This is a genomic window from Streptomyces sp. NPDC059909 (genome assembly GCF_042730885.1).
In the GTDB taxonomy this organism is placed as follows: domain Bacteria; phylum Actinomycetota; class Actinomycetes; order Streptomycetales; family Streptomycetaceae; genus Streptomyces.
Map to the genome: position 1 here is coordinate 26,667 of NZ_JBHWKX010000062.1, position 18,464 is coordinate 45,130.

At 72.5% G+C, this 18,464-nt stretch carries 16 protein-coding genes; 6 read left to right on the forward strand and 10 right to left on the reverse strand.

Annotated features, from left to right (window positions below; genetic code table 11):
* Positions 1-11 precede the first annotated feature (11 nt).
* The 3 genes from zwf to ACFV9O_RS30895 form a co-directional block, all read right to left on the reverse strand.
* Positions 12-1,415, reverse strand: coding sequence for a glucose-6-phosphate dehydrogenase (zwf, locus tag ACFV9O_RS30885; RefSeq protein WP_385423626.1), 1,404 nt, complete (start codon positions 1,413-1,415; stop codon positions 12-14).
* A gap of 120 nt (positions 1,416-1,535) precedes the next feature.
* Positions 1,536-2,567 carry a phosphogluconate dehydrogenase (NAD(+)-dependent, decarboxylating) gene (gnd, locus tag ACFV9O_RS30890; protein WP_385423594.1) on the reverse strand — a complete coding sequence of 344 codons (1,032 nt, stop codon included), beginning with the start codon at positions 2,565-2,567 and terminating at the stop codon, positions 1,536-1,538.
* A gap of 72 nt (positions 2,568-2,639) precedes the next feature.
* On the reverse strand, positions 2,640-3,575 hold the full coding sequence (locus ACFV9O_RS30895; RefSeq protein ID WP_385423596.1) for a LysR substrate-binding domain-containing protein: 936 nt from the start codon (positions 3,573-3,575) through the stop codon (positions 2,640-2,642).
* A gap of 85 nt (positions 3,576-3,660) precedes the next feature.
* Between ACFV9O_RS30895 and lpdA the strand changes: the two genes are divergently transcribed.
* A complete protein-coding gene (gene lpdA, locus ACFV9O_RS30900; RefSeq protein WP_385423598.1) occupies positions 3,661-5,073 on the forward strand; it encodes a dihydrolipoyl dehydrogenase in 1,413 nt (470 codons plus the stop codon).
* A gap of 51 nt (positions 5,074-5,124) precedes the next feature.
* Here lpdA and ACFV9O_RS30905 read toward each other — a convergent pair whose 3' ends face one another.
* Complete coding sequence (locus ACFV9O_RS30905; RefSeq protein ID WP_385423600.1) at positions 5,125-5,673, reverse strand: DUF1707 and FHA domain-containing protein; 549 nt, start codon at positions 5,671-5,673, stop codon at positions 5,125-5,127.
* Between the two features lie 440 nt (positions 5,674-6,113).
* Here ACFV9O_RS30905 and ACFV9O_RS30910 point away from each other — a divergent pair, with 440 nt between their 5' ends.
* Positions 6,114-6,998 carry a GNAT family N-acetyltransferase gene (locus ACFV9O_RS30910; RefSeq protein WP_385423602.1) on the forward strand — a complete coding sequence of 295 codons (885 nt, stop codon included), beginning with the start codon at positions 6,114-6,116 and terminating at the stop codon, positions 6,996-6,998.
* Positions 6,999-7,100: 102 nt separating this feature from the next.
* A complete protein-coding gene (locus tag ACFV9O_RS30915; protein ID WP_385423604.1) occupies positions 7,101-8,345 on the forward strand; it encodes an MFS transporter in 1,245 nt (414 codons plus the stop codon).
* Here ACFV9O_RS30915 and ACFV9O_RS30920 read toward each other — a convergent pair.
* Entirely contained in the window at positions 8,334-9,713 is a 1,380-nt protein-coding gene (locus ACFV9O_RS30920) for a GH1 family beta-glucosidase (RefSeq protein WP_385423606.1), read from the reverse strand. The two genes, ACFV9O_RS30915 and ACFV9O_RS30920, sit on opposite strands and share 12 nt — an antisense overlap.
* A 100-nt stretch (positions 9,714-9,813) precedes the next feature.
* On the opposite strand from ACFV9O_RS30920, the gene treZ reads away from it, so the two are divergent.
* Positions 9,814-11,562, forward strand: a complete 1,749-nt coding sequence (treZ, locus tag ACFV9O_RS30925) for a malto-oligosyltrehalose trehalohydrolase (protein WP_385423608.1) — start codon at positions 9,814-9,816, stop codon at positions 11,560-11,562.
* An 86-nt stretch (positions 11,563-11,648) separates the two neighbouring features.
* On the opposite strand, the gene ACFV9O_RS30930 is transcribed toward treZ, so the two are convergent.
* The 3 genes from ACFV9O_RS30930 to ACFV9O_RS30940 form a co-directional block, all read right to left on the reverse strand.
* Positions 11,649-12,779, reverse strand: coding sequence for a M24 family metallopeptidase (locus ACFV9O_RS30930; protein WP_385423610.1), 1,131 nt, complete (start codon positions 12,777-12,779; stop codon positions 11,649-11,651).
* A 133-nt stretch (positions 12,780-12,912) separates the two neighbouring features.
* Positions 12,913-13,890 (reverse strand): hypothetical protein, encoded by a 978-nt coding sequence (locus ACFV9O_RS30935; protein ID WP_385423612.1) that lies wholly within the window; start codon positions 13,888-13,890, stop codon positions 12,913-12,915.
* Between the two features lie 15 nt (positions 13,891-13,905).
* Complete coding sequence (locus ACFV9O_RS30940; protein WP_385423614.1) at positions 13,906-14,754, reverse strand: LysR substrate-binding domain-containing protein; 849 nt, start codon at positions 14,752-14,754, stop codon at positions 13,906-13,908.
* A gap of 358 nt (positions 14,755-15,112) precedes the next feature.
* Here ACFV9O_RS30940 and ACFV9O_RS30945 point away from each other — a divergent pair, with 358 nt between their 5' ends.
* Positions 15,113-16,342, forward strand: a complete 1,230-nt coding sequence (locus tag ACFV9O_RS30945) for an MFS transporter (protein WP_385423616.1) — start codon at positions 15,113-15,115, stop codon at positions 16,340-16,342.
* Positions 16,343-16,357: 15 nt separating this feature from the next.
* Here the strand turns inward: ACFV9O_RS30945 and ACFV9O_RS30950 are convergent, their stop codons facing one another.
* Positions 16,358-16,522 carry an Imm7 family immunity protein gene (locus ACFV9O_RS30950; RefSeq protein WP_385423618.1) on the reverse strand — a complete coding sequence of 55 codons (165 nt, stop codon included), beginning with the start codon at positions 16,520-16,522 and terminating at the stop codon, positions 16,358-16,360.
* 97 nt (positions 16,523-16,619) lie between these two features.
* Positions 16,620-17,099: a GNAT family N-acetyltransferase gene (locus ACFV9O_RS30955; protein WP_385423620.1), complete on the reverse strand. Its 480-nt coding sequence runs from the start codon at positions 17,097-17,099 to the stop codon at positions 16,620-16,622.
* A 134-nt stretch (positions 17,100-17,233) separates the two neighbouring features.
* Here ACFV9O_RS30955 and ACFV9O_RS30960 point away from each other — a divergent pair, with 134 nt between their 5' ends.
* Entirely contained in the window at positions 17,234-18,373 is a 1,140-nt protein-coding gene (locus ACFV9O_RS30960; protein ID WP_385423622.1) for a winged helix DNA-binding domain-containing protein, read from the forward strand.
* Positions 18,374-18,464 lie beyond the last annotated feature (91 nt).

Below are 18,464 nucleotides of genomic sequence, written 5' to 3' on the forward strand. Positions count from 1 at the left end.
CCCCTCGGGTGTCAGTGCCGGTCCGGCAGGCTCCAGCGGTACGGGGCGATGAGCCGGCGGATGCTCTCGGGTCCCCAGGAGCCGGGCGCGTAGGGCTCGACCGGCGGCGGGTTCTCCAGGAGCGGGGTGGACGCCTCCCAGAGGCGCTCGATGCCGTCGGAGCGGGTGAACAGGCTCTGGTCTCCCAGCATCGCGTCGAGGATGAGGCGCTCGTATCCCTCGAGCGCGTGCATCGCGTTGAAGGACTCGGCGTAGCTGAAGACCATCTCGGCCTCGCTCAGGCGCATGGCCGGGCCCGGCTCCTTCACCAGGAAGCGGGCGGAGATCCGTCCGGGGTCGTCGAAGTCGATCAACAGCTCGTTGCTGCGCATCCCGGCGCCGCTCCGGACGGCCAGCGGGAACATGCGCAGGGCCGGTTCCCGGAAGCCGAGCGTCACGACGTGCCGCCCCTGCCCGAGCGACTTCCCCGAGCGCAGGTAGAAGGGCACCCCGGCCCAGCGCCAGTTGTCGAGTTCGACGCGCAGCGCGACGAACGTCTCGGTGTCGGAGCGGGGGTCGACGCCCGGCTCGTCGCGGTAGCCCTCGTACTGGCCGCGGACGACATGGGCGGGGTCGAGCGGCCGCATGCTCGCGAAGACCTTCTCCTTCTCGTCCCGCAGGGGCTTCGCCGCAAGGGTGGTCGGCGGTTCCATCGCCACGAAGCCGAGGAGCTGGAAGAGATGGGTGACGATCATGTCCCGGAAGGTTCCGGTGCCTTCGAAGAACTGGGCGCGGCCCTCGATGCCGATCCTCTCCGGCACGTCGATCTGCACATGGCTGATGTGGTCGCGGTTCCAGACGGGCTCCAGGAGACCGTTGGCGAAGCGGAGGGCGAGGATGTTGTCGACGGACTCCTTGCCGAGGAAGTGGTCGATGCGGAAGACGCGGGACTCGTCGAAGACGGCGTGGATCGTCGCGTTGAGCGCCCGGGCCGACGGGAGGTCCGTGCCGAACGGCTTCTCGACGATCAGCCGGGCGTTGTCGGAGAGTCCGGTCGCTCCGAGCATCTCGACGACGGAGGCGAACGCGCCGGGCGGCACCGCGAGGTGGAACAGGCGCCGCGGGCTGCCGCCGAGGGCTCGCTCGGCCTCGCCCACGGCGGCGAGGAGCGGCCCGGGGTCGTCGGGGTCGGCCGCGCCGAAGGACAGCGCGTCCTCGAAGTCCTGCCAGGCCTTGCCTCCGGGCTTCGACCGGCCGAACTCGGCGACCGCGTCGCGCGCCCGCTTGCGGAAGTCGTCGTCGCTGAGCGCGGCCTGGGACGGCGCCGAGCCGACGATGCGGTAGCGGGTGGGCAGCAGGCCCGCCTTGGCGAGATGGAAGAGTCCCGGCAGGAGCTTGCGCCGGGCGAGGTCGCCGGTCGCGCCGAACAGCACGATGACGTGGTCGTCGGGGAGGGGGCCACGGCTCCCGGGGCTTCCCGTGCCGTGGGACCTCTCCCGGCTCTGCGGGCTCTCCGGGTTTGCCTGGCTTTCCGGTTGGGCGCGGCCGGCCACGGTTCACTCCGCCTTCTCGGCGTGACCGCCGAACTCGCCGCGCATCGCGGACAGCACCTTGTCGGTGAACTCGCCCAGCCCGCGCGATTCGTACCGCTGGGTCAGCGCGGCGCTGATGACGGGCGCCGGAACGCTTTCGTCAACCGCCGCCAGGACCGTCCAACGGCCCTCACCGGAGTCCGAGACCCGGCCGGTGTACGCGTCGAGCTCCGGCGAGCGGGCCAGCGCGTCGGCGACGAGGTCGACCAGCCAGGAGCCCACGACCGAGCCGCGGCGCCACACCTCGGCGACCTCGGGCACGTCGATCTCGTACTGGTAGGCCTCGGGCTCGCGCAGCGGGGCGGTCTCGGCGTCGACGGACCGTGAGCGCAGGCCGGCGTCCGCGTGCTTGATGATGCTGAGCCCTTCGGCGATGGCGGCCATCATCCCGTACTCGACCCCGTTGTGGACCATCTTCACGAAGTGGCCGGCGCCGCTGGGCCCGCAGTGCAGATAGCCCTCGGGCGCGGTCCCGTCCGTGCGGGTCCGGCCCGGGGTGGGCTCGGCGTTCCCCGTTCCGGGGGCGATGGTGCGGAAGATCGGGTCGAGCCTGGCCACCGGCTCGGCCTCGCCGCCGATCATCAGGCAGTAGCCGCGCTCGAGCCCCCAGACGCCGCCCGAGGTCCCGCAGTCGACGTAGTGGACACGGCTGGGGGCGAGCTGCTGGGCGCGGGCCATGTCGTCCCGGTAGTACGAGTTGCCGCCGTCGATGACGGTGTCGTCGGCGTCGAGCAGGGCCACCAGCTGTTCGAGGGTCGGCTGCACCACTCCGGCGGGCAGCATCAGCCAGACGTTCCTCGGCTGCTCCAGCTTGTCGACGAGGTCGTGGAGCGAGGACGCCCCGATCGCCCCCTCCTTCTCCACGTCCCGTACGGCTTCGGAGTCCAGGTCGAAGACGACGCAGCGATGGCCGTCCCGCATCAGCCGGCGCACGAGGTTGGCGCCCATCCGGCCGAGCCCGATCATGCCGAGCTGCATGGGTGTGTCAGTGGTCATGGCCGGCCTCTCCGTCGCCTCCTCCGGAGTCAAGAAATTACCCATTCACCAGAGAAGCCGCGATTCAGAGGATTACGGACAGTAAGCCGTGTCCCCGGGCCGGGAGGCCGAGTCCGACGCCGCCCCGTACGGCCAGGACGTGCGCAGCAGGTCGGTGAAGCGCTCCGCCGCACCGGTCAGCGGGACCCGCGAGAAGACCGTGAGGGCCCGGCGCCAGGGCGGATCGACGCTCAGGAGCACACAGTCCTCGCCGACCGCTCCCTGCACGATGTGCGCCGGGGCGGTGGCGACTCCGACCCCCGCGGCCGCCATACGGACGGCCGTGGAGGTGTGCTCCGTCCACACCGCCGTACGGGGTGCGAAGCCGGCCCTGCCGCAGGCCAGGTCCAGGAACGGCCGGCCGTCGACGACGGGCTCCATCGCGCAGCGGATCCAGGCGTGGCCGGACAGCTCCTCCAGACGGACCGACGACCGGCCCGCGAGCCGGTCGTCGAAGGGGACGACCAGGACGATCTCCTCCTCGCCGACCGGCACGACCGGCCCCTGCGGCCGCTGCGGCGGCGGTCCGACGGCGAGGTCGGCGGCGCCGCGCTCCAGGGCCTCCTCCAGCGCGTCGGCCGTGGCGTACTCGTGCAGGACGAGCGTGACCCCGGGGTGTGCCCGCTGCCAGCGGGCGAAGACGTCGGGGAGGACGCCCACGGCGATCGCGTGGACGGTCGCGACGTGCAGCTCACCGCCCTCCGCCCCGGCCGCGGCGCGGGCCGCCCGCCTGGCCTGCGCGGCGCTGCGTACGGCGTGTTCGGCGTGCGGGAGGAAGGCGCGGCCCATCGGGGTGAGCCGCACCCCGCGCGGCATCCGCTCCAGCAGCTCGCCGCCCACGGACTTCTCCAGGGCCCTGATCTGGTGCGAGAGGGCGGGCTGCGTGACGTGCAGCAGCTCCGCGGCGCGGGTGAACGACGACTGTTCGACGACGGCGACGAAGTACTCCATCTGCCGCAGGCTGCTCATGACCCCGTCCCCCATAAAGGCTGTGCATCGGCTCCACAAGAACATTGCCTTGGACTCATGACAAGACCGGGCGGAGGCTGGTCGCATGACAGACACACATGAGACCGATGTCCTCGTGATCGGCGGCGGCACCGGCGGCTACTCCACCGCCCTGCGTGCCGCAGCGCTCGGCCTCCGGGTCGTGCTCGCCGAGCGCGACAAGATCGGCGGCACCTGCCTGCACCGCGGCTGCATCCCCAGCAAGGCGATGCTGCACGCTGCCGAGCTGGTCGACGGCATCGCGGAGGGGCGCGAGCGGTGGGGCGTCAGGGCGACCCTGGACTCGGTCGACTGGACCGCGCTCGTGACGACACGCGACGACATCGTGTCCCGCAACCACAAGGGCGTCGAGGCTCATCTGGCGCACGCGGGCGTCGAGATCGCCCGCGGCAGCGCCCGGCTGACCGGCCCGCGTTCGGCGACGATCGAGGGGTACGGGCAGGTCACGGCCGGGCGCGGCATCGTGCTGGCGACCGGTTCCCGGCCCCAGATGCTGCCGGGCCTCGTCACCGACGGCCGCCGTGTCGTCAACAGCGACGACGCCCTCTTCGCGCCCGGACTGCCGGCTTCCGTGCTGGTGGTGGGCGGCGGGCCGATCGGCGTGGAGTACGCCTCGTTCTACCGATCGATGGGCGGCGCCGTGACGCTGGTCGAGGCGCTCGACCGGCTCGTGCCGCTCGAGGACGCGGACGTGTCCCGGCATCTGACGCGCGGTCTGAAGAAGCGGGGCATCGATGTGCAGGCGGGCGCTCTGCTCCAGCGGACGGAGGTGCTGGACGACGGGATCAGGGCCACGGTGCGCACCTCGCGCGGCGAGACGCGGACCGTGGAGGCGCAGCGGCTGCTGGTCGCGGTGGGGCGGGCGCCGGTGACCGACGGGCTCGGTCTGGAGGCGGCGGGGCTCACGACCGACGAGCGCGGCTTTGTCGCGCCCGCCGACTGGGCGCGGCTGGAGACCGCGGTGCCCGGCATCCACGTGGTGGGCGATCTGCTGCCGCCGCCGTCGCTGGGGCTGGCCCATGCCTCGTTCGCGGAGGGGCTGCTGGTGGCGGAGACCCTGGCCGGTCTGCCGTCCGCGCCGATCGACTACGCCACCGTCCCGCGCGTGACGTACTCCTCTCCGCAGACCGCGTCCGTCGGGCTGAGCGAGGCGGAGGCACGCAACCGGGGCCACGACGTCACCGTCAACACGATGCCGCTGACCGCCGTGGCCAAGGGCATGGTCCACGGCCAGGGCGGAATGGTGAAAGTGGTCGCGCAGCAGGGCGGGGGCCAGGTCCTGGGCGTCCACCTCGTCGGCCCGAACGTCTCGGAGATGATCGCCGAGAGCGAGCTGATCGTGGGATGGGACGCGGAACCGTCGGACGTGGCCCGGCACATCCATCCACACCCGACGCTGTCGGAGGCGGTCGGCGAGACGTTCCTGACGCTGGCCGGGCGGGGGCTCCACCAGCAGTGACGAGCCCGGGGCGCGTTCGCCCGCGGTGACGAGCAGGTGCGGACGGCGCGTTCAGCGCGCGGCGAGGCGGAAGCTCATCCGCCCGAAGCTCACCATGTCCCCGGCCTGGACCACGACCGAGCCGGTCACCCGGTGACCGTTGACGGTGGTGCCGTTGGTCGAGCCGAGGTCGCGCAGCACCCAGAGTCCGTCGCGCAGGGCCAGTTCGGCGTGCAGGCGCGAGACCGTCTCATGGCTGAGCCGCAGCCCGTTGGACGGGTCGCGGCCGATGCGCAGGGGGTACGGCCCCGGCTCGGGCAGCAGCAGCGGGGGCAGCCGCTCGGCCTGCCAGGCGCGGCTGAGGCGCACGGAGAAGGCGGACATCTTCCCGACCGCGCCGAACAGCCGCTTCGACAGCCGTCCTTCGGGCCGCAGATCGGCGGTGAGGGCCCGCAGCTCGTCGGGCCGCCGGGCGGCCAGCGCGAGCTCCATCCGCCGCACGAACGTGTCGTGCGAGAGCTTGCCCTGGGCGGCGCCTTCCCTGAGCACCCCGAGCACACGGTCCCGCTCGGCGTCGGAGAGCCGCGCGGGATACGTCTGGAACTCGAAGGAAGACGTCACAAACGAGATTGTCGGGCCGAGTGCCCCGAGGTGTCCAGAAGGACCCGTGAAGATCACTGCCCTCTTCGAGGGCACCCGTGTCCTCGCCCCACGGGACGTGCCGCGGAACCGCAGCGACAACGTGCCGATGGTGAAGGCCTTCGCGCGAACCGGCTACGAGCACTTCGAACGGGCCGTCAACTTCACCTGGCAGTACCGCCGGGGACGGCGTATCCCCTGCCCGCCCGCCACTCCTTCCTCCTGCGCGCCGGCGGGAAAAGCACTGGACGGCTCCCTCGGGAGCCGTCTAGCGTGCTCGCAACGCCCGAGACCGACGGAAGGAGGCGAGTGCAGTGCAGTCCACACGATTCCCGCGCTCCCGCCCCGTCCGACCGGCGTTCGGCGTCTGACTCCGTCCGACCGGGAGCGCATCACACGCAAACGTCCCGGAGGACTTCCTCATGACCGATCCGGTCATCCGCGCGCTCACGGCGCGCGACGCGCATCTCTTCGACACCCTGCCCGACCCGCTCGGCGTGGGCCGCGCGCTGGCCCGTGCCACGCACCGCCCCGAGTGGAAGCGGGTCGCCCTGCGCGAGGGCAGGGTCGTCGCACGGGCCGCCTGGTGGGGCGGGCCCGACGACACGACTCCCGTCAATCTCAACTGGTTCGACGTCGCCGAGGGCGAGGAGGAGGCGGGCGCAGAGCTGCTGCGCACCTCCCCGTTCCAGGTCGAGTACGAGCTGATCCTGCCCGCAGGCTGGCGCGGCGACCCGGTGGCCCGGGCCGCGGGCGAGGCGCGGCTGCGGGCCGCGAAGGCGGCCGGGATGGAGGTGCTCGTCGAGCGCTTCCAGTACCGGTGGACGCCCGCGTGCGGGCTGCCGGAGCGGCCGGGACGGCTGGAGTTCCGGCCGGAACCCGACGACGCCGTCATCCTCGACGCCCTGCGCCGCATCCACTCGGTGACGCTCGACGCGCACGCGCTGCGCGCCATCGCCGAGGGCGGTGTCGACCGGGCGGCGCAGGAGGAGCTGGACTTCTTCCACTGGTGCCCGTCACCGCGCGACTGGTGGCAGCTGGCGTACACGCCGGAGGGCGAACTGGCCGGGATCCAGGTCCCCGCGCACAACCCGTCGGGGCCGTGCGTCGGCTTCATCGGGGTCGTACCGGAGCAGCGCGGTCGCGGCTACGCGTACGACCTGCTCGCCGAGTGCACGCACTTCCTGGCCGAGCGGGGCGCGGAGTTCATCGCGGGCGCGACCGACCAGGGCAATTTCCCGATGGCGGCGAACTTCGCCAAGGCCGGGCATCCGGTGGTGCAGGAGCGGGTCCATCTGACCTTCTGACCATCGGACCGTCCGACTCGACGGTCGTACGAGCCGATGTATTGATCGGGCTCGGGGGTGTCCGTAGGCTCCGGGCACCCCCGAGCTGATGGCGAGCCGCCCATGACGACGGAAGAGCTGCACACCGAGCCGCGGATCCGCGTCGGCAGTGGCTGGATATCCGGGCTCGTACTGGCCAACCTCGGCCTGTACATGGCCTTCCTGACCCCGATCCAGGTGCTCCTCGCCGAGCAGATCGACGCCATCGACCCCTCGGGCAAGGAGCTCGCGCTCGGCTGGGCCACCGGCGTCGGTGCGCTCGTCGCCGTCGTCGCCAACCCGCTCGCGGGCACCCTCTCGGACCGTACGGGCGGCCGCTTCGGCCGCCGCCACCCGTGGATCCTGGGCGGGGCGGCGGCCGGCGCGGCCGGACTCGCGGTCACGTCGGTGCAGACCACGATCGTGGGGGTGACGCTCGGCTGGTGTCTCGCCCAGCTCGGACTCAACGCGATGCTCGCCGGCGCCAATGCCGTCGTCCCCGATCAGGTACCGGTGGAACAGCGTGCCGCGGTCTCCGGCTGGATCGGGATACCGCAGACGCTGGGACTGGTGGTCGGTGCCGTGCTGGTGACGATGGTCGTGACGGGGACGACGGCCGGTTATCTGCTGCTGGCGGTCCTCGTGGTGCTGTCCGCGCTGCCGTTCGTGCTCCTCACCCGCGATCCCCGGGTCACGCGCGAGGCGCGGGAGGGAGCGGGGCGGACGCGGGCGGTGCGCCTCGCGGACTTCTGGGTGAGCCCGCGCGCGTATCCGGACTTCGGGTGGGCGTGGCTCACCCGGTTCCTGGTCATGCTCGGCAATGCCATCGGCACGCTGTACCTGCTGTACTTCCTGAAGGACGCGGTGCATTACGCGCATCCGGACGAGGGCGTCCTGATCCTCACCCTGCTCTACACGGCGGGGGTCGTCGTGACGGCGGTCGCCGGCGGGGTCGTCTCGGACCGGTGGGGGCGGCGCAAGGCGCTGGTGTCGGTGAGCTCGGTGGTGATGGCCGCGGCCTCACTGCTGCTGACGTTCTGGCACACCTGGCCGGTGGCGATGGCCGCGGCGCTGCTGCTGGGGCTCGGCTTCGGGGCGTACATCGCGGTGGACCAGGCGCTGATCACGCAGGTGCTGCCGAGCGCCGTGGACCGGGCCAAGGACCTGGGGGTCATCAACATCGCCAACTCGGCTCCCCAGGTCCTCGGTCCGGCGCTCGCGGCGCCGATCGTGGCGTACGCGGGCGGGTACGCCGGCCTGTACCTCACCTCCACGCTGGTGACGGTCGCCGGCGGGCTGCTGGTGTGGCGGATCCGGTCAGTCCCCTGAGCCGGAGGCCCGCTGCGCGCGGATGACGTCCCGGTACCAGGCGTACGACGCCTTCGGGGTGCGCTCCATCGTGTCGTAGTCGACGTGAACCAGCCCGAAGCGCTGCGAGGCCCCTTCGACCCATTCGATGTTGTCGGTCAGCGACCAGACGAAGTAGCCGCGCACGTCCACGCCTTCCTCGACGGCGCGGTGCAGGGCGCGCAGATGGCCGTCCAGGAAGGCGATGCGACGCGTGTCGTCCAGGCCGTCGTACGAGCAGCCGTTCTCGGTGATGTGGACGGGCGGGAGGCGGTCCCCGTAGCGCTCCTTGAGGGTGACGAGGAGTTCGCGGAGCCCGTCGGGGACGACGGGCCAGCCGAAGTGGGTCCGTTCGACGCCCTCGATCTCGCGCAGGCCGAAGGGGAGCCCGGCGGGCATGCCGAGTCCGGCGTACGACTCGAGCGCCTCGGGGGCGGGGGCCCCGACGAGCATCGGGCTGTAGTAGTTGACGCCGTACCAGTCGAGCGGCTGGGAGATCACCGCGAGGTCGTCGGCGACCGGACCCGGCATGAGGCCGTCGAAGCCCTCGGGGTAGCTGCCGGTGAGGAGCGGGTCGGAGAAGAGCCGGTTGGTGAGGGTGTCGTAGATCTCGGCGCCCGCGCGGTCCTCGTCGGTGTCACCGGCGGTCCGCACGGGTGAATGGGAGACGGCGATGCCGATGCTGGCGGCACCGGCGGCACGCAGGGCCTGGACGGCGAGGCCGTGGGCGAGCAGCTGGTGGTGGGCGGCCGGCAGGGCGTCGAAGAGGAGCTGCTTCCCCGGTGCGTGCTCGCCGAGCGCGTAGCCGAGCATGGTCACCTCGGCCGGTTCGTTGATGGTGATCCACATGGGTACGCGGTCACCGAGACGCTCGGCGACGACGGCGGCGTACTCGGCGAAGCGGGCGGCAGTGTCGCGGTTCAGCCAGCCGCCGGCCTCGTCCAGGGGCAGCGGGGTGTCCCAGTGGTAGAGGGTCGGTGCCGGGGTGATGCCCTGCGCGCAGAGCTCGTCGACGAGGCGGTCGTAGAAGCCGAGGCCCGCGGGGTTGACGGGGCCGCTGCCGCCGGGGACGACGCGGGGCCAGCTGACGGAGAAGCGGAAGGCTCCGGCGCCGAGTCCGGCGAGAAGGGCGACGTCCTCGCGGTAGCGCTCGTGGAAGCCGGTGCCGCGGGCGGCGTCGGCGCCGTCCTTGATGCGGCCCTGCGCGGCGAAGGCGTCCCAGCCCGACGGGCCCTTGCCGTCGGTGTCGGCGGCGCCCTCGGTCTGGAAGGCGGACGCGGAGGCACCCCACAGGAAGCCGGGCGGGAAGACGGGCAACGTGCTCGCGGAGGGTACGGGGGGCGGTGTCATGGCCGGACCCTAGTACTGGCGAGTAGGCCGCCTCCAGACCTCGGACTTGCCAGGATGGCTGTGAGTGCCATCGAGTGCTGTCGACACAACAGGGGAAGCCGTGCTGTTCGAGGTGTGGGCGCCGAACGCCCAGGACCGGGTCGTGCTGTGGCTGGAGGGTACGCGACTGGCGATGGAACGCGATCCCGTGCGGGAGGGGTGGTGGACGGCCGAGGCGGCGGCGGAGGACGGGACGCGGTACGGCTTTCTGCTGGACGACGGTCCGCTGCTGCCCGATCCGCGCTCGCGCCGCCAGCCGGAGGGCCCTGACGGGCCGAGCGCGGTCGTCGCCCCCGACACGTACGTCTGGCGGAGCGACGACTGGCAGGGGCGGGGGCTCGCGGGCGCGGTCCTGTACGAGCTGCACGTGGGGACGTACACGCACGAGGGCACGCTGGACGCCGCGGCCGGGCACCTCGGCGAGCTGGTGGACCTGGGCATCACCCATGTGGAACTGATGCCCGTGTGTCCCTTTCCGGGGACCCACGGCTGGGGGTACGAGGGCGTGTCGCCGTGGGCCGTGCACGAGCCGTACGGCGGACCCGAGGCGCTCAAGCGCTTTGTCGACACGGCGCACGGTCTCGGGCTCGGGGTGGTCCTGGACGTCGTCCACAACCATCTGGGCCCTTCGGGCAACCATCTGCCCTCCTTCGGGCCGTACTTCACGGACACCCACCACACCCCGTGGGGCTCCGCGATCAACCTGGACGCGCCGGGCTCGGACGAGGTGCGGGCGTATCTGCTGGGCAGCGCGCTGGCCTGGCTGCGCGACTACCGCATGGACGGGCTGCGTCTCGACGCGATCCACGCGCTCGCGGACGGCCGGGCGCTGACGTTCCTGGAGGAGCTGTCGGCCGCGGTGGACCGCTTCGCGGCCGACGTCCGGCGGCCGGTGTTCCTGATCGCCGAGTCGGACCTGTGCGATCCGCGGACGACGACTCCGCGCGAGGAGGGCGGGCTCGGGATCCACGCCCAGTGGAACGACGACTTCCACCATGCCCTGCATACCGCCCTGACCGGCGAATCGCGCGGCTACTACGCGGACTTCGCGCGCGCTCCGCTCGCCGCGCTGGCCAAAACGATGGGGCACGTCTTCTTCCACGACGGTACGTACTCGACGTTCCGCGGCCGTACGCACGGACGGCCCGTCGACCTCACGCGCACCCCCGCCCAGCATTTCCTGGGATACGCCCAGACCCACGACCAGATCGGCAACCGCGCCCTCGGCGACCGCCTCTCCTCACACCTCTCCCCCGGCCTGCTGGCCTGCGCGGCGGCGCTCGTGCTGACCGGGCCGTTCACGCCGATGCTCTTCATGGGCGAGGAGTGGGGCGCGCGTACGCCCTGGCAGTTCTTCACCGACCACACCGACCCCGAGCTGGCGGAGTCCGTACGCCAGGGCAGGCGGCGGGAGTTCGCGGCGTACGGCTGGGCCGCTGACGACATCCCGGACCCGCAGGACCCTGCCACCCGCGACCGCTCCTGCCTGGACCGCTCGGAGCGCACCCGCGAGCCCCACGCCAGCCTCCTCGCCTGGCACCGCGAACTCATCGCCCTGCGCCGCACCCAGCCCGACCTCTCCGACCCGGACCTGGCGGCGGTGCGCGTCGCCTACGACGAGGACGCCCGCTGGCTCGTCTTCCGCCGCGGCGACCTGCGCGTCGCGGTCAACCTCGCCAAGGGCCCCGCCACGATCCCCCTGGGCGGCGGCGCCCGCCTGCTCGCGGTCTGGGACGGGGTGCGGGGGCCGGGGGCGGACGGAGTGCTGGAACTGCCGGGCGAGTCGTGCGTGGTGCTGGCGGACGGGTGAAGTGCGGGGGGCCGGCGAAGCCGGGAAGGGGCTGGGCGGGGAGGAGGCCGCCCCAGGCGCCCGCCCCCCCGCCCCACCGCCCGCCGCTACTCCACGATCGCCATCTCCCGCGGCGTGTTGTTGAGGCGCCGGCCCCCCGACTCCGTCACCGTCACGATGTCCTCGATACGGACTCCGAACCGCCCGGGAAGATAGATCCCCGGCTCGACGGAGAAGCACATGCCCGGTACCAGCTCCCGCTCCTCCCCCTCGATCATGTACGGCGGCTCGTGCGTCGTGACGCCGATCCCGTGGCCGGTGCGGTGGATGAAGTACTCGCCGTACCCCGCCGCGTCGATGACCTTGCGGGCCGCCCGGTCGACGTCCTGGCAGGCTGCGCCGGGCCGGACCGCGTCGTATCCCGCCTGCTGGGCGGCGAGGACCACGTTGTGGACGTGCTGTTCCTCGGTGCTCGGCTCGCCGACGTGGACGGTACGGGTCGTGTCGGAGCCGTAGCCGTGCTTCAGGCCGCCGAAGTCGAGGACGACCATGTCGCCTTCGACGATGGTGCGGTCGCCGGCCTCGTGGTGCGGATTGGCACCGTTCGGGCCCGAGCCGACGACCGTGAAGTCGACCTGGGAGTGCCCGAAACGGAGCAGCAGTTCGGCCAGCTCGGCCGCGATCTCGGTCTCCTTGCGGCCGGAGAAGCGGACCTTGAGGATCTCGCCGTACGCCTCGTCGGCCGCCGCGCCCGCCGCTTCGAGCCGCGCGATCTCCGCCGGGTCCTTGACCGCGCGGAGCATGGGGAGGGCCTCGGTGAGGGCCACGTAGGAGAGGGCAGGGAGCTGCCTCTGCAGGCCGAGCAGATGCATGGCCCAGGCGTTGTCGCTGACCCCGAAGCGCCCCTTGCCCGGGAGCAGTGCCGAGGCGACGGCGTACGGGTCCTTGGCGTCCGTCCAGTCGCGAAGGCTGAGCGCGGGCGCACCCGCCGCGTGCGCGGCGTCCGGGGCCTCGAGCGTGGGCACGACCAGCACCGGGTCGCGGTCTTCGGCGAGGACGAGGAGGGTGAGCCGCTCCGTGGTGACCGGCTGGTAGCCCGTGAGGTACACCAGGTCGGGGCCCGGGGCCACGAGGAGGCCCGACAGCCCGGCCTTGGCGGCGGAGCGGGCGGCGCGGGCCATCCGGGCGCGGTAGTCCGCGGCGGTGAAGGGCGCGGGTGCCGTCGTTGTGTGCGTCATGAGCTTCTCCTCGTGGGCGCTCGGTCGGTCCGGTTCGGTCGGGGTCCGGCCGTCCGGTCGTCTCAGGGCGGACCGGTCAGCAGGCCGGCCGGGTCGGGTCGGCAGGGCGGTCCGGGCGGCCCGGGCGGCCCGGTCAGTCCTGGTCCTCGTCACCCTCGCCGTACCGCTCCCGCGTGACCAGCCGCTCCAGCAGCTCCTGGAAGTCCTCGCCGACGACGATCCGCAGCCCCTCGCCGTCCTCGTCGCGGTCGCTGAGCTGGGTGAGTGTCCCGGCCCGCCACCAGTAGACGTACGGCGTGATCGCCCCCGGCGTGTCCGCGTACCCGGAGGCGGCGAACGCGGCCATGCCGTTCAGGGTGGGGATGACGGTGGCGTCACGGATGACGTGGAAGGCGACCTGGTGCCGGAAGGGCAGCGCGACGAGGGCGCCGTCGGCGGTGATGTGCTGCCCGGTGACCTGGCGGACGAGCGCGTCCAGGACCAGGACCCGGCTCGCGGTGTAGAAGGAGTCGCCGACCACCACCTCGAAGCACATGCCCCCGGCGTCCTTGATGGTCTCGTGGCCCTCGATGGGCAGCCCGCGCAGGTTGTCCATCGCGCGCTCCCGCAGCCGTGGCACCTCCCCGAGCGGTTCCAGGGCCTCGTCCGTGAGCATCATGACGCTCTCGGGGAGATCGAGGGCGAGCACTTCGCACAGTCCCGGGGCGAGCGTGCGCGCGTAACCGAAGGTTTCCGGGTCGAGCCCTTCCGAGCCGATGACGCGGGGGTAGAGCTGGGAGCGGATCTGGTCGGGCGGGAGGGTGTCCAGTGCGGACGGGGCGTCCATGGTCCGCAGCACCATGGCGACGTGCCCGCGGATCACCTCGGGCCAGACGCGCGGGCCTCGCTCGTCGTTGTGGCAGACCGCGGCGAGGTTGCCGAGCCCGAACTGCCGGTCGGCGCTGTCGGTGACGACGTCGGCGTACACGGTGACCTCGAGGCCCTGCTCGGCGAACGCCTCCCGCACCTGGCCGCGGAAACGCGCGCCCTCGGCCGCCGAGAAGAAGGAGAACTCCTCGTCCCGGGGCGCATCGTCCCTGTCACGCTTCGGCCCTCGCCGGAACAACCCCACGTCGGCCCCCGCTCCTCATGTGTGTGTTCTGGTTTCGAGCGTACCGACCTCACCTTCCGCCGCGCTCTTCAGGCCCAGGAGCGCTTGGACGACCGTCCGGGCCGGGCCGCCCGGTGCAGGGGCCGGTCGCGCCGCTGCGGCCGGGGCATGGGCGTCCGATCCGTCGGGCATTCCGCCGTGCAGCAGCTCGATGCGGTGCACGAGGCGGGGCTCGGTCAGCGGGACGGGCGCCGTGCCGTCGGCGCTGCGGGCGACCGACAACGGCAGCAGCGTCAGTCCGTGGCCGGCGGCGACGAGGGCGAGCAGCGTCCGGACGTCGGTGCCCTCGTAGCGGAGGGCGGGCCGGAATCCACGGGCGGGCGGGGCGCCGTGCGCGGCGGCGCGCAGCTGGTCGAGCGGGATTCCGGCCGCGGGTGCGTCCAGCCAGCGGGCGTCGGCCAGGTCGCCGAGCCGCAGTCCACGGCGGCGGGCGAGGGGGTGCCGGACGGGGAGGAGGACGGCGAGCGGCTCCTCGGCGACTCCGGTGGCGGTGAGCGGGGCGACGTCGGGCAGCCGCAGCGGATCGCTGGGGGCGGCGAGCCCGTCGACAAGTCCCAGGTCCACGGCGCCTGTTGCCACGGCGGCGGGGATCGCTTCCCGCGGCAGTACGTGCAAGGTCACACCTGACGCGGGAAGTGCGGCGAGGCTGCGCGCCGGCAGCGCGAGCGGCGATGCGGCCAGGGTCAGCTCCTGCCCGGGATCCACCGCCATCCGGGCGAGGTCGGCGCGGGCGGCATCCAGACGCAGCAGCAGGGACCCGGCGTGCTCCAGGAGCCGGGCGCCCGCGCGGGTGGGCGCGACGGGCCTCCGTACCAGGAGCGGCATCCCGAGGTCGTTGGCAACGCTTTTCCAGCCCGAGCTGTACCGCGACGGCACCCGCCCGCACCCGATCGTGCGGGCCCTGGCGGAGGCGGCGGTGGCGCACGCGAAGGCCTGACGCGAGGATCCAGGGGCATAGGCCGCCGGTCACCACTACTCGCTCGACCGGATGAGCACGCGTACGGATGGTGGTGCGCCGCGGCGCCCGGGCACGATGTGCAGGTGACGGACCGCCTGCGGCCTCATCCCCCGGCGACGACCGAAAAATCACCGACCACGATCGCGTGGCGAGCTCTAGCGTACGGATCTGCAACAGCCGGGAGTTGAGACCCCTCCGAAACGCGGCCCCCAGAAGGAAGCCCGAATGGCCTTGTCTGTCGCCGAAGCCGTGGCGCCCCCGCCCTCACGTCTCTGGTCAAGGAATTTCAGCCTCTACTTCACCGCCCGCATCGTGGCGATGCTGGGCGACGCGATGATCCCGGTCGCGATGGCGGTCGTGATGCTCTCGCTCGGGTACGGGGTGAGCGGCGTCGGGTTCGCGCTCGCCGCCTGGATGGGGGCGTTCGCCCTCTTCGTCGTGTTCGGCGGGGTGTTCGCGGACCGGTTCCACCCCAGGCCGCAGATGATCGGCGCGGACGCCGTCCGGTGCGTGATCCAGGGCTCGCTCGCGGCATATCTGTGGCTCGGCCACCCGCCGTTGTGGTTCATCGTCGGCGGGGCGGTGCTGGGCGGGATCGCGACCGCGATGTTCCAGCCGGGGCTCTCCAGTCTGGTGCCGCAGATCGCCGCCGACCCGCAGAAGGCCAACGGTGTGCTGCGGGTGAGCCAGGGGATCTCCACGATGGCGGGGCCGGCGCTCGCCGGCATGCTGGTCGCCACGACCTCGGCGGCCTGGGTGTTCGCGGCGAACGCGGCCACCTTCGTGGTCAGCGGGATCTGCCTGGCGGCGCTGCGGCTGCCCCCGTTCGAGGTGGACCGGTCGGAGTCGACCCTCGCGAACCTCCGTACCGGCTGGGTCGAGTTCCGGTCCCGGTCCTGGCTGTGGTCGGTCATCCTGATCTGGTGGGTGCTGGGCGTGTTCGTCTGGGGCCCGATCACTCCGCTCGGCGCGGCATCCATCATCGCCGAGCACGGAAAGGCGGCGTTCGGCTACGCCGAGGGCGCGTTCGGGGCCGGCTGTGTCCTCGGCGGCCTGGTCGCGATACGGATACGCCCGGCCCGCCCGCTCTTCGGCGGCGGGCTCGCGATGTTCCTGTTCCCGCTGATGCCGCTGGCGGCGGCCCTGGTCCCGTCCCTGCCGCTGCTCATGCTCGGGTACGCGGTGAGCGGGCTCGGCTGGGCGTTCTGGGGCGTCCAGTGGGCCACCACCGTGCAGACCCAGGTCCCCGAGGACCGGCTCAACCGGGTGGCCGCCTACGAGGTCGCCGGCTCGATCCTCGCCGTGCCGTTCGGCCAGGCGATAGCCGGGCCCGCCAGCAGCCTCTTCGGCATCCATCAACTCCTGCTGGTCGCCGCGGTGATCAGCCTCTGCTGCGCCGCCGCGCTCATCGTCGTTCACCCCGTCCGGCGCCTCACGCGCGCCGCCCCGGCGTGAGCGTGGCCGGCCGCCCTACCCGGTGAGGGGGTCCTCGGGCGTGGGGATGCACGGTGAGAGCAGGGACTCCGCGTGCTCCGTGACCGTCCCGCGGACCCGTCCGAACACGCGCACGTCGTTCTCGTGGCCCGGGTCCTCGTCGTCGCGTACGTGGAGGAGTCCAAAGGAGCCGGGGGCCATCGCCCCGACCCGCGCGAACAGGTCGAGGATCTCGGGCGACGAGCGTGATGATGGCGAAGCCTCCCCGACCAGGTCGGCGGTCCGGCCGCACCAGCCCTCAGCCCAACTCCAGCTCCCCCACGCGCTGGTCCCCGCTCGTCTCGCCCGTCGGCCGGAACCCGAGCCCGAGGTAGAAGCCCTCGGGACCGTCCTCGCCCGGGTGCCAGGTGGTCGTCAGGCGGGTGCCGCCGCGGCGGCGGATCTCGGCGGCAACGGACTCGACCGCGAAGCGGCCGTATCCGCGGCCCTGCTCCCCGGCGGCGATGTTGAGGCGCCAGAGGCCGGAGCGGACGTCGGCGCCCTTGCCGTCACCGGCGAAGTCGATGTCGAAGAAGGCCATGAGGAAGCCGACGGTCCGGTCGCCGTCGAGGATGAGGCGGGGCCAGGCGGTGTCGGGGTGCACGTACGCCTCGGCAAGGGACTTCACGACGGGCGCGACCAGGTGTTCCTGGTCCGGGCGGACCTTCAGGCCGATCGCGGCGTCGACATTGTCGGGGGTGATCTTCTCGAGGCGCGGCGTCGTCGTGCGGGAATCCATGCGGGAACCATAGAACGGTGGATCAAGCGGTTTTCCGCCGCCGCGGTGTGACGGCTGGCTCTGGGGCCGGTCCATCGGAACAGGCGCGCGAACGCCCTGGCGGCTGTGGCCCGGCCCACGGCACAATCCTCGGCGTGAAGATCACCGCACGGGAGCTCAACCGGGCCACTCTCAGCCGACAAATGCTGCTGGAGCGGGAGCCGCTGAACGTTGCCGACGCGGTCCGTCGCGTCGTCGCGCTGCAGGCGCAGCACGCCGCTTCGCCGTACCTCGCCTTGTGGAACCGGCTCACGGGCCTCGTCCCGGCCGATGTGGACGCCGCCTTCACCGGCCGCGCGGTCGTCAAGGCGACCCTGATGCGGATCACGCTGCACGCGGTCCATGCCGACGACTACCAGGTGTTCCGCGAGGCGATGCAGCCGACGCTGTACGGCTCGCGCCTGGGCTCTCGCTTCGCCGCCACGGGGCTCGCTCCCTCGGACGGTGACGAGCTGGTGCCGCAGCTGCTGGCGTTCGCCGACCGGCCGCGGACGGCCGCCGAGATGCAGGCATGGGTCGAAGAGCGACTCGGCGCGGGAAGGAAGGCCGGGGCCTGGTGGGGGCTGCGGGCGTATGCCCCGCTGCATCACGTCCCGACGGGCGGGCCATGGTCGTTCGGCACCCGGTCGTCCTTCGTCGCGGCGCGGACAGGTCCCGTGCCCACGGGGAAGAAGACGGCGCCGGAGGCGCTGCAGGCCCTCGTCCTGCGCTATCTGGAAGGGTTCGGACCGGCCTCGGTGGCGGACGTGGCTCAGTTCTCCATGGTGCAGCGCGCGCCGATCCGCCAGGCGCTCCTCGCACTCGACGGCGCCGTTGAACAGCTCGAAGGACCCGACGGCACCACGCTGTTCGACATCCCCGGTGCCCCGCGCCCACCGTCGGACACCCCGGCCCCGGCGCGGCTCATGGCCATGTGGGACAGCACCCTGCTGGCGTACGCCGACCGCAGCCGTGTGATCCCTCCGGCCTGGCGCCGGCTGGTGACCCGAAACAACGGCGACGTGCTGCCCACCCTGCTGGTCGACGGCTATGTCGCCGGCGTGTGGCGGCCGGTCGACGGCGGCATCGAGGCCACGGCCTTCCACGACCTTCCGTCCGCGGCGTGGGAGGAACTCGCCGCCGAGGCGCAGGCCCTGACCACGGTGCTGGCCGACCGCGACCCTCGGGTGTACAGCCGGTACGACCATTGGTGGGCCAAGCTTCCCGACGCCCAGGTACGACTGCTCCCGGCCTAGACCCGTACTTCGCGGGTCGTTGATTCGTATGGTGTGACCGGTCCAGGGGTGTCCCTGGGCCGGGGTGTGGCGTTGGGTGGGGTGTGTCGAA